This is a genomic window from Streptomyces sp. NPDC004561 (genome assembly GCF_053602155.1).
This window is the reverse complement of record NZ_JBSGDB010000217.1, coordinates 1-14,184: the sequence shown is the minus strand read 5'-3', so window position 1 is coordinate 14,184 and position 14,184 is coordinate 1. Positions and strand designations below refer to the sequence as shown.

The following is a 14,184-nucleotide window of genomic DNA, read 5'->3' as shown; positions in this document are numbered from 1 at the left end:
CGGCGTGCGGCAACGGTTCCGCCCGGTCCGCGACCCGGGTGCCCGAGCCCTGCCGCGCGGTGAGGTACCCCTCCGCCACCAGCTGGTCGTACGCCGCCTTCGCCGTGCCCCGGGAGACGCCGAGGTCGGTCGCGAGGCGCCGGGTCGCCGGCAGCCGGGTGCCGGGCGCGAGCCGGCCGTCGCGCACGGCGTCCCTGAGCGCCCGCTCGAGCCCCGCCCGGCGTCCGTCCGCAGAGTCAGGTTCCAGATGCAGGTCGACGCCCACACCGGACCAGAAGTCGTTCACGAGAGCCCTCCCCTAGGCACACGAACGGCCGGGCACCCCCCGGGTGCCCAGCCGGCTCTCCTGCATCAGCCCTTCAGCGACGCCATCCACGCCTCGACCTCGTCGGAGCGGCGCGGCAGGCCGGCCGACAGGTTCCGGTTGCCGTCCTCGGTGACGAGGATGTCGTCCTCGATGCGGACGCCGATGCCGCGGTACTCCTCCGGGACCGTCAGGTCGTCCGCCTGGAAGTACAGGCCCGGCTCGACGGTGAGGACCATGCCGGCCTCCAGCGTGCCGTCCACGTACGTCTCCACGCGGGCCGCCGCGCAGTCGTGGACGTCCATGCCGAGCATGTGGCCGGTGCCGTGCAGGGTCCAGCGGCGCTGCAGGCCCAGCTCCAGGACGCGCTCGACCGGGCCCTCGACCAGACCCCACTCGACGAGCCGCTCGGCGAGCACGCGCTGGGCGGCGTCGTGGAAGTCGCGGTACTTGGCGCCCGGCTTCACGGCCGCGATGCCGGCCTCCTGGGACTCGTACACGGCGTCGTAGATCTTCTTCTGGATCTCGGTGTACGTGCCGCTGACCGGCAGCGTGCGCGTGACGTCGGCGGTGTAGAGCGTGTGCGTCTCCACGCCGGCGTCGAGCAGGAGCAGGTCGCCGGAGCGGACCGGGCCGTCGTTGCGGACCCAGTGCAGGGTGCAGGCGTGCGGGCCGGCCGCGCAGATGGAGCCGTAGCCGACGTCGTTGCCCTCCACGCGCGCGCGGAGGAAGAACGTGCCCTCGATGAAGCGCTCGGAGGTGGCCTCGGCCTTGTCGAGGACCTTGACGACGTCCTCGAAGCCGCGGACCGTCGAGTCGACGGCCTTCTGCAGCTCGCCGACCTCGAACTCGTCCTTGACCACGCGGGCCTCGGAGAGGAAGACGCGCAGCTCCTCGTCGCGCTCGGCGGTGACCTTGTCGGTCAGGGCCGCCTCGATGCCGGTGTCGTGGCCGCGCACGACGCGGACCGGGCCGGTGGCCTCGCGCAGCCGGTCGGCCAGCTCGCGCACGTCGGCGGCCGGGATGCCGTAGAGCGCCTCGGACTCGGTGAGGGAGTGGCGGCGGCCGACCCACAGCTCGCCCTGGCCGGAGAGCCAGAACTCGCCGTTCTCGCGGTCGGAGCGGGGCAGCAGGTAGATCGTGGCCGTGTGGCCCTCGCCGGTGGGCTCCAGGACCAGGACGCCGTCCTCGGTCTGGTTGCCGGTGAGGTAGGCGTACTCGACGGACGCGCGGAAGGGGTACTCGGTGTCGTTCGAGCGGGTCTTCAGATTGCCCGCGGGGACGACCAGGCGCTCGCCCGGGAAGCGGGCGGAGAGCGCGGCGCGGCGGCGGGCGGTCTCGGCGGCCTGTGCGATCGGCCGCAGGTCACGCAGCTCCGTGTCGGCCCAGCCGGACTTCATGTTCTCGGCAAGCTCGTCGGAGACGCCCGGGTACAGGCCGTTCTTCCGCTGCTTGATGGGCTCCTCGGCCTCGGTCTCCGGACCCTCCGCGGTAGCGGTGTCGGGCACGACCGGGTTGAGCTCGTCGGACACGTGATCCTCCTCGATACGCCTGCTGATCTCCCCCGGGCCCGCGGCGCTCCTGCTTGTGGCCGAGCGGGGACCTCCATCATCGTACGGTCGTACCGGGGTGCGACCAGGGGCGGATGCCCTGTTATGCCCGCTCATGCCAACCGGGGCGGTCAGTCGAAGCGTGCCGCCAGCAGGACCACGTCCTCCTCGCTGTCGGCGGTGTCCAGGCCGTCGGGCAGGACCGTGCGCAGGACGTGGTCGGCGACGGCGCCGGGATCCTGGCGCAGCGCGCGCGGGACGCTCGCGGCGGCCGTGTGCAGCCGGGCGAAGGCGCGGTCCATCGGGTCGCCGGTGCGGTGCAGCAGCCCGTCGGTGTAGAGCAGGACCGTCTCCCCGGCCTCGGCCTGGATCTCCACGCTGGGCGCCTCCCAGCAGGCGAGCATGCCGAGCGGCGCGGACACGGAGGTCTCGGCGAACTCGGTGCGCCGCTCGCCGACCAGCAGCGGCGGGCTGTGCCCCGCACCGGCCAGGGTGACCTTGCGCAGGGCGGGCTCGCAGTAGGCGAACAGGGCGGTGGCCGAGCGGGCCGGCTCGGTCAGCCGCAGCAGCAGCTCCAGGTCGGACAGGACGGCGACCGGGTCCTCGCCCTCCATGACGGCGTATGCGCGCAGGGAGGCGCGCAGCCGGCCCATGGCGGCCACCGCGCTCGGGCCCGTGCCGGTGACCGAGCCGACGGACAGGCCGAGGGCGGCGTCGGGCAGCGGCAGGGCGTCGTACCAGTCGCCGCCGCCGCGCGGGCCGGTGCGGTGCCAGGCGGCGAGCTGGACGCCGGCCACCCGGGGCAGCCGGGAGGGCAGCAGTTCCTCGGCGATGGTCGCCATGCACGCGCGCGTGCGTTCCACTTCCCGCAGCCGGGCGAGGTGCTCGGTGGCGTGGCGGACGTAGAGGCCGGCGAGGTGGCGCTGGTGCTCGTCGGGTTCGGCGGGTTCGTCGTAGAACCAGACGGCGGCGCCGAGGCGGCCGGCGGACTCGGTGGCGAGGGGCAGGGCGTAGCTGGCGGCGTAGCCGAGGCGGGCGGCGACCTCGCGGTGCCGGGGGTCGAGGCCGTCCTCCGCGAACAGGTCGGGGTGGACGATCTCGGCGGCCGTGCCGGTGTCGTACGGCAGCGCGCCGCGCGGGACGGTCTCGAGGTGGCCGAGATCGGCGCGGCCGAGGCCGAGGCCGAGGCTGGCGCGGGGGCCGAGCCCGTCACCCGGCTCCAGGACGACGAGGCCGCGGCGGGCGCCGACGAGGGCGGCCCCGGCGCGCAGCAGCTCGTCGAGGGCGGGCTCCAGGGTGTTCGTGCGGGAGAGCCGCTCGGTGAGTTCGTGGAGGGTCGTCAGGTCCGAGACCCAGCCGGCCAGACGGTCCTGGAGGACGGTGCCGGGCGCGGGGGCGTGTGGTGCGGGGACCGCGGGGGCACCCGGGGTGGGGCCCGATACGGGAGAGGCGGGTGCGACAGTGTGGGCGGGCGTGGGAACGGTTGAATCGATTCCAGCCACTTTCGGAGGGTGCGGGGCGTTCATGGCGTCCGGCTTTCAGACCGGTGCGTATTGCCGAAAAGCATCGCAAACCCCCATGTCATTCTGCACCGCCAGCAGTGTCTCCACATGTACACGCACTCGAGAGGGGATGTCCAGCATTGTCCTGCGGGGATTCCTGGTGTCCATGGGGCCAGCGAGGGTTTTGCCGGAACCCCTTGCCTTACTGCCAAGTTGGCTTAAAACTGCCTTAGGTATCGGTTCATTGCGGTCGACTGGGCTTGCTCCACGGAGCGTCACACCGGTCGTGATGGGTACGTACTCGGAGAAGGCCAGGGGTGGTTGGGGGCCACCCGGAACCTGGCGACGGACCCGGGCGTCATAGCCACCGACGGCCGAGCCCCATCCTCCCGTGGCGGAGGCGGAGAGAAATACGCGCGACGGCAAAACGCCAGACTTCGCCACCCCCACGCCGCAGCCGTGCTTTTGATAGACGCACCATGGACGCGGACGCGGCCTACGCTCGACCCCTTGGGGACCCCGTGCCATGTGCAGGGGTGTGATGCGCCAACAGGTACGCACAGTGAAGTGATCGACACATGATGTGATGTGGACCACGGTGTTGCCAGCGGTGCAACGGAAAGGAACGAGCGCTCATGCGCGAGATCCTCGGAAGGCGACGCAGGCTCCTGTCCAGGCGGAACGACGGGAGGCCTGAGCTGATCAGCGCGGCCCTGACCTTCGCGACGGAATGGCAGTGGCCCGTACTCCCGGGTGTGGCCCCGGACCCGCAGGGCCGGGCCCGCTGCGGTTGCCCCGACCCGGAGTGCACGGTGCCCGGCGCCCACCCCTTCGACCCCGGCCTCCTCGCCGCCACGACCGACGCGCGCATGGTGCGCTGGTGGTGGACCAACCGGCCGGGCGCGCCGATCGTCCTGGCCACCGGAGGCCAGGCGCCGTGCGCCGTCAGCCTGCCGGCGCTGGCCGCCTCCCGAGCCCTCGCCCTGCTCGACCGCCGCGGCATGCGCCTCGGCCCGGTGATCGCCTCGCCCACCCGCTGGGCGCTGCTCGTGAAGCCGTACTCCATGGAGCAGCTGGGCGAACTGCTGTACGCCAAGGACTTCGTCCCCGGCTCCCTCCGTTTTCACGGCGAGGGCGGTTACATCGCCCTGCCCCCCTCCGAGACCGGTCAGGGCGCCGTCCGCTGGGAGCGGGCTCCGCTGCCGGGCTCGGCCGCCCCCTGGGTGCCCGACGTGGAGGCCGTGGTGGACGCCGTGGTCGACGCCCTCACTCGTACGGGTGTGAGCGCACCCGAGTTGTAGGGGTGTCGGGCGCGCGCGGGGCGGGCGAGCGTCCCGCGCTAGTTATCTTCCGCTCATGCTGCGATTTCCTGGGGGACAGGGCACCCGACGGCCGCCCGGCGGCGGGCCCGACCCCCGAAGGCTGCGTCTGCTCGCCCTCGCGGGCGCCGTGGCGGCCGCGGTCGCGCTGCCGCTGGCCGTGGCGTCCGCGGGGCAGGTCGGCGACGCGGGCCGGGCTCCCGCGCCGGCCGCCCCGCGCAGGGGCGATGCCAAGGATCCCTCGGCCGCCCCCGGCAGATCGCCTCTCCTGCTCGGCCTGGGCCTCGCCACCGCCGCCCGCTGCGGCCCCCAACTCAGCTCGCCCGACGGCATCGAGGCGCAGACCTGTGTGCTGACGCAGGGCGCGGACACCTGGGCGCGCACCTACTACCGCAACGCCACCGGCGAGTCGCTGGACTCCGTGCTCACCCTCATGGGACCGGGCGGCCGCACCGTGGAGATGCGCTGCGCCACGGGCGCCGACGACGAGCCCGCCACCTGTGAGACGCCCCGGGAGCGCAGCCGGGGCGGACCGGACGCCTACACGGCCGTCGCCGAGTTCGCCGAGCGCGGGGCCGACGGGGCGCTGCTGTTGCGCTCGGGAAGCAATCCCGCGGGGCCAAAGGGAAGTTGACGCCGGGCGGGGCGCTGTACACCGGGCGCGGACATGGAAAGACCCGGTTGCTGGCGACGGGGGATGCACCAGCAACCGGGCTACTGGAACGGTAACAAGAGATCGGCGGTTCGCAAATTCCGTCTCAGGCATTCGGCCACCGATTTTCCTGTCGGAGCCGGGAGTTGTGACAGGAGTCACCCGCCCGGCGACCCGGTGTCACGGCTGACCGACCGTTCAGCCGTGACGCGCGCGCGGGGGCGTCAGCTGAGCGTGACCTGGCGGTTGGTCAGCCCGCCGCGTGCCCGGCGCTCGTCCGCCGTGAGCGGCTCCGCGACGGCCAGGGCGGCGGCGAGGCGCTCGGCGAACTCGGCGGCCGGCTTCTCCACGTCGTCCGCGGTGACCTCGCTCGGCAGGTCCCAGACCGGCACGGTGAGGCCGTGAGCACGGAAGGAGCCGACCAGCCGGGTGCCCTCGCCGAGGCTGGAGCGGCCCGCCGCGTGCAGCCGCGCCAGAGCGTCCAGAAGCTGCTCCTCCGGATGCGGCATCACCCAGCGCAGGTGGTTCTTCTCCGGGGTCTCGCACCAGTACGCGGCGTCCACGCCGGACAGCCGCACGGTCGGGATCGCGGCGGCGTTGGCCCGCTCCAGGGAGGCGGTCACCTCCGGGGTGGCGTTCTCCGCGTCGGGCACCCAGAACTCGAAGCCGGTGTGCACGACGGGCTCGAACGGGGACTCGGCGTCGATCAGGTCCTGCAGCCGGGGCGCCTCCGTGGGGGCGCGGCGGCCCTGCACCGGGGTGCCGGGCTCCGCCAGGAGCGCGCGCTGGAGCGTGTCGCCGAGGTCGCGGCTGATGTCGCCGGACGCCGTGTCGTTCTGCAGGCCGAGCATGACCGAGCCGTCGTCGCGGCGCAGCGCGGGCCACGCCATCGGCAGCACCGTGGCGAGCGTGACCGACGGGACGCCCTCGGGCAGGCCGCCCTTGAGGGTCAGCTCGACCGTCGCGGCCGGGACCAGCTCGCGCAGCGCCACCCAGTCGCACTCGCCCGGCAGTCCCTCGAACGGGCGCTGCACCAGCTCGGTCACCGCGTGCGCGGCGGCCCTGCCGTGGCACGCCTTGTAGCGCCGGCCGCTGCCGCAGGGGCAGGGTTCGCGGGCGCCGACAACCGGGATCTCTCCGTCCGTGAGCTGCGGGCGCTTGGCCTTCGTCTGGGGTCGCTTCTTGGCCATCGTGGGTGTCTCCCGGTTACGGCTCTTCTGGTACGGCGGGAGCCTAGCCGTTCGGGCCACGAGCGACGGGAACCTGTGGACAACGCACGCGCGCTCGACGCCAGTGGTGTGAACCTGTGGACGAGTCCGGCGTGTCGTGGATCGGCACGGCGGGTCCCGTGGATCAGCCCAGGTCCTCGAAGGCGTCCGCGAAGTCCAGGCCGGCCGGCTCCAGGAGCGAGGGGGCCGTGACGCGCGTAGCGAAACGGTCGTGACGGCACGCGTCGGGATCATGGACGTCCCCGTGGACCACCACCCAGACCGTGACCTCGCCTCGGACGTCGTCGCGGACGCCCCAGTCGTCGGCCAGCGCCGTGATGATGTTCAGTCCCCGGCCGCCGTGCGCGGTCACCGAGGGGGTGGCCGGCGCCGGGCGGGTCGGACCACCCCCGTCCGTCACCTCGACGATCAGTCTGCCCCGGGGGTCGACCTGCCACGCGGCGCGCACGTCGCCGTCGCCGGCCGGGGCGTCGCCCAGCGGCCGCCCGTGTTTGCAGGCATTGCTCAGTAATTCGGAAAGAACCAGTACGGCATCGTCGATGACCGATTCCGATACGCCGCCGCTGCGCAGTTGCGCGCGCATCCGGCGCCTCGCGTTCCCCACGCCCGCAGGACCATGGGGTACGGCCATGCTCGACGACGTGGGCACCTCCTGTGCCACCACCAACGCCACCCCCGAGACCTCCTTTGCCCCACGCCACGGTGTGGATGCCCCATTGGCCTGTACCGGAAACCGGCCAATCCCCTTCCGGCGACGCATTCGAAACGGTCGTGCACGAAACGAACGCGCCGGAGCACTCCCTGTGACGAGCCGTTCACGGACGGCTGTCGTGTGGCTGGAACTCAGTGGTCGTGGCGAGAACGGAGAATCCTGCAGCCGCGGGGCCGGGTCAAGGGGCGGAAGCCGGTCCTTACCCGCCTCTGGCGGTCTTCTCGGCCCGTTCCAGGACTCCGTCTCGGCGCCCGCCCCCCCGGGGCGTCTCTCGGCGGGTCTCCCCGCGCTCAGCGCCCGAGCCGGTCGAGTACCGCGCGCGGACGGTTGGTGATGATGGCGTCGACGCCGAGCCGCACGCAGAGGTCGACGTCCTCGGGCTCGTTCACCGTCCACACGTGGACCTGGTGACCGGCCCGCTTCAGGCGCTCCACGTACGCGGGGTGACTGCGCACGATGCGGATCGAGGGGCCCGCGATCCGTACCCCCGCGGGCAGCCGCCCGTCGCGCAGCCGCGGCGAGAGGAACTGCACCAGGTAGACCGTCGGCAGGTTCGGGGCGGCGGCCCGCACGCGGTGCAGCGAGCGCGCCGAGAAGCTCATGATCCGGACCGGGGACTCGGCGGCCGAGGCGGGCGCGTCCAGGCCGAACCGCTTCAGCAGGGCCATCAGCCGCTCCTCGACCTGGCCGGCCCAGCGCGTCGGGTGCTTGGTCTCGATGGCCAGCTCCACGCGCCGCCCGGCGTCCGAGACCAGCTCCAGCAGTCGTTCCAGGGTCAGCACGGAGGTCTCCTCGCGGTCCTCGGGCCGGTGCTCCCAGTCGGGCTCCTCGTCCCGGCCGCGCCAGGCGTCGCGGTTCTTCCACGAGCCGAAGTCCAGGGCGGCGAGATCGGCCAGTTCCAGGGCGGAGACGGCCCCGCGACCGTTGGAGGTACGGTTCACCCGCCGGTCGTGGACGCAGACCAGATGGCCGTCGGCGGTCAGCCGCACATCGCACTCGAGGGCGTCCGCGCCGTCCTCGATCGCCTTCTTGTAGGCGGCCAGGGTGTGTTCGGGCGCGTCCTCGGAGGCGCCCCGGTGGGCGACGACCTGGACGGAGAGGTGTGGTGCGTGGGTCACCGCGTCATGGTGCCACCGTCGCGGGGTACGTGTGGCGGCGCTCATGCGTCCGCGCGACGAACGCGGGCACGCACTCTGCTCATTTATGTAATTTTTGACTGTAATGCACCATGTAAAGAATGGCCCTGGACCCACAGCCACCGCTTATGGTGCTCTGACGGCCTGTGGGAAAAGCTGACTGCATACAAACTGGAACACAGACGAGAAACAAAGCCGTGGATCGCCATGGATCGAGGAGAAGAGCTGTGAGCACCGAGAACGGGCCCTCACCGCCCCCGATCCGGAACCGGCGCTGACCGTGCCGGACGCCCTGGACGCGCTGGACGGGCTGGCCGCGATGGAGCGTCAGGTCGCCTCGCTCGTCATGGAGGGCGCCACCAACCGGGAGATCGCCGCCCGGCTGTTCATCAGCGTGAAGACGGTGGAGGCCACGCTGACCCGGGTCTACCGCAAGCTCGGGATCCGGTCACGCGTCGACATCGTCCGATTGGCGGCAGGTCGCCGCGCGCACTGAGCACCGCTCTTGTTAACTGAGCCGGACCGAGGGTTTTCCCTCACCCAACCCCCTAGGGGGTTCCCTCATTGGGAGCCGAGGGTTCCGGTCCTAGCGTAATGGACGTGCCGCTCGCCCGGGCATACGGGGGTCGGTCCCGCGACCCCCGTGAAGCACACCCGCGCGATCCCCCACCGGTGCAACCCCACTGAGGAGACTCATGTTCGGGCCCAGACGTGCCAGACACACCGCCGCGACGCTGGTGGCCACCGCTGCCGCCGCGGCGACCGCGCTGCTCGCCTCCCCCACGGCGAGCGCCGCACCTCAGCCCATCGTCGGCGGTACGACCACCACCACGGCCGCGTACCCGTTCGTCATGCAGATCACGGACGCGTCCGGCAACCAGTTCTGCGGCGGCACCCTGGTGGCCGCGCGGAAGGTCGTGACGGCCGCGCACTGCATGGCCGGCGCGACCCCCGGCGGGATCCGGGTGGTCGGCGGCCGCACGTACCTCAAGGGAACGGACGGCACGGTGAGCCGGGTCGACAGGATCTGGGTCGACCCCGACTACACGGACGCCACGAACGGCAACGACGTGGCCGTGCTGACCCTGTCGACCGCGATGCCGTACGCCCCGGTGTCGTACGTCTCCTCCTCCCAGACGGGCGGGTACGCGGCCGGCACCACGGCCCGGATCCTCGGCTGGGGCACCACCTCGGAGAACGGCGGCTCCTCCAACCAGCTGCGGACCGCGACCGTGCCGGTCGTGGCCGACTCCAGCTGCCGTTCCTCCTACGGTTCGGACTTCGTCCAGTCCGACATGGTTTGCGCCGGATACACGTCCGGCGGCACAGACACCTGCCAGGGCGACAGCGGCGGTCCCCTGCTCATCGGGGGCGTCCTGGCAGGGATCACTTCCTGGGGCGAGGGGTGCGCGGAGGCCGGTCACCCGGGTGTCTACACCCGGCTGACCACCTTCTCGGACCTCGTGACCGAGCAGGTCGCCTCGTGACCCGGAAGTCTTCCCGAGCACCCCTCGGGTAACGGCCAGGGGGGCGTTGCGAGCGACCACGAGCGGCCCGCAGCGCCCCCCTATCCACTTCCCTCGTCCTCCCTCGTCCGCGACGGGCTCAGCGCCGCAGGACCTCCCCGAACCGGACGTCGTACGACTGCCCCGGATGCATGACGCCGAGCATCCGCTCCCCCTCCGCGGCGACCTCCTCCCGCTCGGCCCTCGTGAGCTTCCCGAAGGGCTCGACGACCAGGGCGCCGGCGTCCAGCCGCCACACTCCGGCCAGGAAGCCGTCCACCAGCAGCGTGCGGTGGGCCTGGTTGCCCTGCCAGCTGCGGCCCCAGTAGGCGGGCGGTATGACGCGGGTGCGGTCGGCGTGGGAGAGGAGCAGGTTGTCGAACTCGGGCAGGAAGCGGGGCGGGGCCGGAGTGTCCCGGTCGGGGCGCGGGGCGTCCGGGAGATCGAAGAGCTCGACGCCGTTCGCGTCCCGGAAGGTGAGCAGCCGCGGCCGCAGGCGTTCGAACGCGTCCCTCAGGCGGGTGAGTCCGGCCCAGGTCTGCATGTCCTTGACGGAGGCGGGGCCGAACGCCGCGAGGTAGCGCAGGACCACGGACTCCGGCTCCGGGGCCGGCCCGGACGGGCGGCCCAGCCAGTGCTCGGCGGTGGTGAGGGCGACCTGGCCGCTGCGGCCCCACAGGCCGCGCGGGGTGACCTGGACCAGCGGCAGCGTGCAGCGGGCGGCGACGGCGAGGGCCTGCGGGTCGGCGTCCGGCCATTCGGTGCTCAGCGCCTCGCGCAGCTGGGCCATGGTCCGCGGCTCGGCCTCGACCAGCTCGCGGACCAGGCCGGCGAGACGGCCCGCGTCGACCCCGGCGAGCCCCCGGCGGAAGAGCCCCAGCTCGCGCTCGCGGGCCGGCTGGACCAGGGGGCGCAGGGTGAGGCAGTCGTCGGCGGTGTGGGTGTGCAGGGTGGAGCGCAGGGTGACGAGACGGGCGACCTCGCGGCCGGCCATCAGCGTGGACAGCTGCTCCGGCGCGAAGCCGTCGAGGCGGGCGGCGAGGGCGTAGTACGGGGGCGTGACGTTCTGCGCCTGGAGGCCCAGCAGATGGCCGACGGCGTCCGCGGCGGACCGCGGGGACAGACGCAGCAGCAACTGCCGTTCGAGAGTGGCCCGGTTGAGGGCACGGGGGTCCAGGAGGGGAGCCGGACTGGCGCTGCGCTTCGTCATGACGGCACGCTAACCGGCCATTGGGACAGTTTCTGTCCGCTTCTCTCACCGAACCCGCGGATATCCTTCTCGTACCCTCGCCGAGTGATCACGCCGTACGCCGGCTCGACGGAGAGGCAGCCGATGTCCGAGCGAGAAGGCGGCAGGAACGGCCGTGGCCCGTCGCGCGTTGCCGTTGTGAAGATCGCTACGTTCAAGGAGCTGAGATGACCGAGGCGTTGGTGCTGGGCGGCGGCGGTGTGGGCGGGATCGCCTGGATCACCGGGCTGCTCGCGGGGCTCGCCGATTCCGGGCAGGACGTCAGCGGGGCCGGGCTGCTCGTGGGGACCTCCGCCGGGTCCACGGTCGCCGCCCAACTGGGCAGCGGGCTCAGCCTGGAGGAGCTGTACGCCCGGCAGGTGGACCCCGCGCTGCAGGCCGCGGAGATCATGGCCGAGATGGATCTGGAGAGGTTCGCCGCGGAGATCGGCGCGGCGACGGGCTCGGCCGCCTCGGTGCCGGAACTGCGGCGCGCGGTCGGACGGGTCGCGCTCGGGACACGCACGGTCGCCGAGCCGGCGCGGCGCGCGGTGATCGAGTCGCGGCTGCCGGCCCACGGATGGCCGCAGCGTGCGCTGAAGGTCGTCGCGGTGGACGCGGAGAGCGGTGAGCCGCGGGTCTTCGAGCGGGCGTCGGGCGTGTCCCTGGTCGACGCCGTCGCGGCGAGCTGTGCCGTGCCGGGCGTGTGGCCGCCGGTGACGATCGGCGAGCGCCGGTACGTCGACGGCGGGGTGCGCTCCATCGCCAACGTCGACCTCGCCGCCGGCGCGGACCGGGTGCTGGTGATCGTGCCGCTCGGCGCGGCCGAGCCGTTCCCCAGCGAACAGCCGCTGGAGGGGTCCGTCGGGGAACTGCGGGCCCGGGGCGCCGAGGTGGCGGTCGTGGCCCCCGACGAGGCGTCGACGGCGGCGATCGGGCCCAACGCCCTGGACCCCGCGACCCGCCGCCCCGCGGCCGAGGCCGGCCGGGCGCAGGGGCGGGCGCTGACCCTGCCGTGGGGCTGAGCGCCCCGCACGTCAGGGCAGTTGGTCGCACACCGAGGGCACCCAGGTCAGGCCCCGGGTCCCGCTGAGGGTGTCCAGGGACGCCAGGAGCGCGTCCAGCTGCTTCGGGTGGGCCAGGTACTCGATGGTCGCCTCGGCGAACGCGTCGCGTACCGCGGGCGGCATCGCGTCGGACGCGTCGAAGCAGTGCACCGCCCGCTGGTCGAGGAGGGTCGTGGCGAGCGAGCGGTGCCAGGCGGAGCCGGCGTCGCCGGGGGCGGGCTGGGCCTTGGCGTCGACGGAGAAGCCGGACTCCGCGGCGCTCCAGGCGCGTTGGGTGCCGGCGGCCGCGAGGTGCCGGATCAGCTGCTTGGCCTGCGGGGTGTCGTGCAGCAGGGCGACCAGGTCGCCGGAGACCTCCCAGGTGTCGGTGGCGGTGGCCCCGGGGATGAGCCGGGCGGAGGGCTCGTAGCGGCCGTCGGCCCGCTTCCAGGCGTCCGACTGGGTGCGGATGAACGACGCCTGGTGCTCCAGCGTGCAGCCCCGGGGGTGCTCGGCGACCGGCGCGGACGCGTTCTGGTAGCCGGTCTTCAGGGTCCGGCGCAGCAGGGTCTCGGACTTTCCGTCGCCCATCAGACGGCCCCACGTCGTCCATGCCTGCCGCACCTCCTTCGACCGCCAGGGCAGCCGGCCGCTCGCCCACCGCTGGTAGGTGCGGGGGCCGTGCTGCTGGAGCAGGATGTCCTCGATCCAGTCCGTGCCGGGCCAGCCGCTGGTGGCGCCGGAGCCCATGCCGACGCACCACTGGTCCGGCCGGTCCCTGGCCTGTTCGCGCTGCCGCTCGCTGGTGCCGGCCGGGTACCAGACGATGCTCTTCAGATCGGCCTTGAGCGGGAACCAGTACACGTGCCCGTCGGCCAGCGGGGTCGCCCAGGAGGAGCTGAAGTCGTCCCGGGGGATGAGGTCGTCGAGCGGCCGGAGCTGCTGCTGGTGGGCGTAGTCGGCGAGTTCGCCGGGTCCGGTCAGCACCACCACGTCGGGCGGTGTGCCGGCCTCGACGTCGGCGCCGAGCACCTGGCTCTCGGCGGAGCTGCCCTGGTAGTCGACGTGGACGTGGTACTTCCGCTCGAAGGGTTCGATGACCGTCCGCCGCAGGTGCCGCTCGTCGTCGCCGGTCCAGTTGGCCAGCAGGGTGACGGTCGGCTCCTGCCCTAGGGCGCGTGTGCCCAGGACGAGGGCCGCCGCCAGCACGGCGAGGCAGCTCGCCACGATCGTCACGGTGCGGGCGAGGCGCCGGGTCCGGGGGGCGGCGGCCTGCGCGGGGCCGCTCGGGCGCGCGCTCACCGCGGCCTGAACCGGTACTCGTCGATGTGCCGCCGCAGTCCCGTCTCGGCCAGTGCCATGAGCAGGACGCCTCCTATCAGGATCCATCCGGCGGCCGCCGCGCGAAAGCCGGTGTGCGCCAGGTACGAGGCGGTCTGCCGCCCCGCGTCGGTGATGGCCCGCCCGGTCAGCGGGCGGTCGAGCAGGTGCCGGGTGTCCGCCATGCCCGCGTGCGTCCATGCCGTGAACAGCAGCGTGACGGCGAGGCCGGCCGCCAGCAGGGCGCCGGCCGCGAGGAGTCCGCGGTTGTACCGGCGCCGCAGGCGGCGGCGCAGGAACAGCTGGGTCTCCAGCAGGGCGGCGGCCAGCGCGAGGGTGAGCAGCAGGGTCGTGCCCCAGCCGAGCGAGAGCAGCGGGCCGAAGGAGGTCTGCCCGTGCACGGCGGCGCGCTGCTGGCGCTGCAGGACCTTCAGGCGGGCCTGTATCCCGGAGCCCGGGTCCGTCAGGATGCTGGTGGCGTAGCTGAGATACGCCTCGCGCAGCACGCTGCCGTCGGGCTGGAGCTGGGCCTGCTGGACCTTGACGGCGTAGACGGTGATCAGGCCGGCCACGGTCTGCAGGGCCTGGCGGCCCGCGGGTCCGCCGACGTCGTCCCCGGCGGCGGCCGCGAGGCTCTGCGCGGCGACCGAGATCTGCTTCTGGAAGTCGCTGGACGGGGTC

General features: G+C 73.1%; 12 protein-coding genes and 2 pseudogenes. 5 read left to right on the top strand and 9 right to left on the bottom strand.

Features of this window, described 5'->3' with window-relative positions; all coding sequences use genetic code 11:
- The 3 genes from ACWEN3_RS25745 to ACWEN3_RS25735 form a co-directional block, all read right to left on the bottom strand.
- A partial coding sequence (locus tag ACWEN3_RS25745) for a GntR family transcriptional regulator (RefSeq protein ID WP_452975393.1) occupies positions 1–286 on the bottom strand: 286 nt, incomplete at its 3' end.
- Between the two features lie 65 nt (positions 287–351).
- A complete protein-coding gene (locus tag ACWEN3_RS25740; RefSeq protein ID WP_452975390.1) occupies positions 352–1,836 on the bottom strand; it encodes an aminopeptidase P family protein in 1,485 nt (494 codons plus the stop codon).
- 149 nt (positions 1,837–1,985) lie between these two features.
- On the bottom strand, positions 1,986–3,380 hold the full coding sequence (locus ACWEN3_RS25735; RefSeq protein ID WP_452975387.1) for a PP2C family protein-serine/threonine phosphatase: 1,395 nt from the start codon (positions 3,378–3,380) through the stop codon (positions 1,986–1,988).
- A gap of 611 nt (positions 3,381–3,991) precedes the next feature.
- Between ACWEN3_RS25735 and ACWEN3_RS25730 the strand changes: the two genes are divergently transcribed.
- Together ACWEN3_RS25730 and ACWEN3_RS25725 are read left to right on the top strand one after the other, a co-directional pair.
- Positions 3,992–4,657 carry a bifunctional DNA primase/polymerase gene (locus ACWEN3_RS25730; protein WP_452975385.1) on the top strand — a complete coding sequence of 222 codons (666 nt, stop codon included), beginning with the start codon at positions 3,992–3,994 and terminating at the stop codon, positions 4,655–4,657.
- A 55-nt stretch (positions 4,658–4,712) separates the two neighbouring features.
- On the top strand, positions 4,713–5,309 hold the full coding sequence (locus ACWEN3_RS25725) for a hypothetical protein (RefSeq protein WP_452975382.1): 597 nt from the start codon (positions 4,713–4,715) through the stop codon (positions 5,307–5,309).
- A 242-nt stretch (positions 5,310–5,551) separates the two neighbouring features.
- Here ACWEN3_RS25725 and ACWEN3_RS25720 read toward each other — a convergent pair whose 3' ends face one another.
- The 3 genes from ACWEN3_RS25720 to ACWEN3_RS25710 form a co-directional block, all read right to left on the bottom strand.
- Positions 5,552–6,517, bottom strand: a complete 966-nt coding sequence (locus ACWEN3_RS25720) for a DUF5926 family protein (protein WP_452975379.1) — start codon at positions 6,515–6,517, stop codon at positions 5,552–5,554.
- 163 nt (positions 6,518–6,680) lie between these two features.
- On the bottom strand, positions 6,681–7,316 hold the full coding sequence (locus tag ACWEN3_RS25715) for an ATP-binding protein (protein WP_452975376.1): 636 nt from the start codon (positions 7,314–7,316) through the stop codon (positions 6,681–6,683).
- Between the two features lie 242 nt (positions 7,317–7,558).
- Positions 7,559–8,386: a glycerophosphodiester phosphodiesterase gene (locus ACWEN3_RS25710; RefSeq protein WP_452975373.1), complete on the bottom strand. Its 828-nt coding sequence runs from the start codon at positions 8,384–8,386 to the stop codon at positions 7,559–7,561.
- A 205-nt stretch (positions 8,387–8,591) separates the two neighbouring features.
- Here ACWEN3_RS25710 and ACWEN3_RS25705 point away from each other — a divergent pair.
- Both ACWEN3_RS25705 and ACWEN3_RS25700 read left to right on the top strand, forming a co-directional pair.
- Positions 8,592–8,900: pseudogene (locus ACWEN3_RS25705) on the top strand (LuxR C-terminal-related transcriptional regulator); the annotation flags it as partial.
- 199 nt (positions 8,901–9,099) lie between these two features.
- A complete protein-coding gene (locus ACWEN3_RS25700) occupies positions 9,100–9,891 on the top strand; it encodes a S1 family peptidase (protein WP_452975370.1) in 792 nt (263 codons plus the stop codon).
- A 118-nt stretch (positions 9,892–10,009) separates the two neighbouring features.
- On the opposite strand, the gene ACWEN3_RS25695 is transcribed toward ACWEN3_RS25700, so the two are convergent.
- The gene (locus ACWEN3_RS25695) at positions 10,010–11,119 is read right to left on the bottom strand and encodes a winged helix DNA-binding domain-containing protein (protein ID WP_452975367.1); all 1,110 of its coding nucleotides are present in this window, start codon (positions 11,117–11,119) and stop codon (positions 10,010–10,012) included.
- Between the two features lie 206 nt (positions 11,120–11,325).
- On the opposite strand from ACWEN3_RS25695, the gene ACWEN3_RS25690 reads away from it, so the two are divergent.
- Positions 11,326–12,162: a patatin-like phospholipase family protein gene (locus ACWEN3_RS25690; protein WP_452975365.1), complete on the top strand. Its 837-nt coding sequence runs from the start codon at positions 11,326–11,328 to the stop codon at positions 12,160–12,162.
- Between the two features lie 12 nt (positions 12,163–12,174).
- Here the strand turns inward: ACWEN3_RS25690 and ACWEN3_RS25685 are convergent, their stop codons facing one another.
- A complete protein-coding gene (locus tag ACWEN3_RS25685) occupies positions 12,175–13,485 on the bottom strand; it encodes an extracellular solute-binding protein (protein ID WP_452975362.1) in 1,311 nt (436 codons plus the stop codon).
- Positions 13,482–14,184, bottom strand: a pseudogene (locus ACWEN3_RS25680) (hypothetical protein); the annotation flags it as partial. The gene ACWEN3_RS25685 and the pseudogene ACWEN3_RS25680, both read right to left, overlap by 4 nt.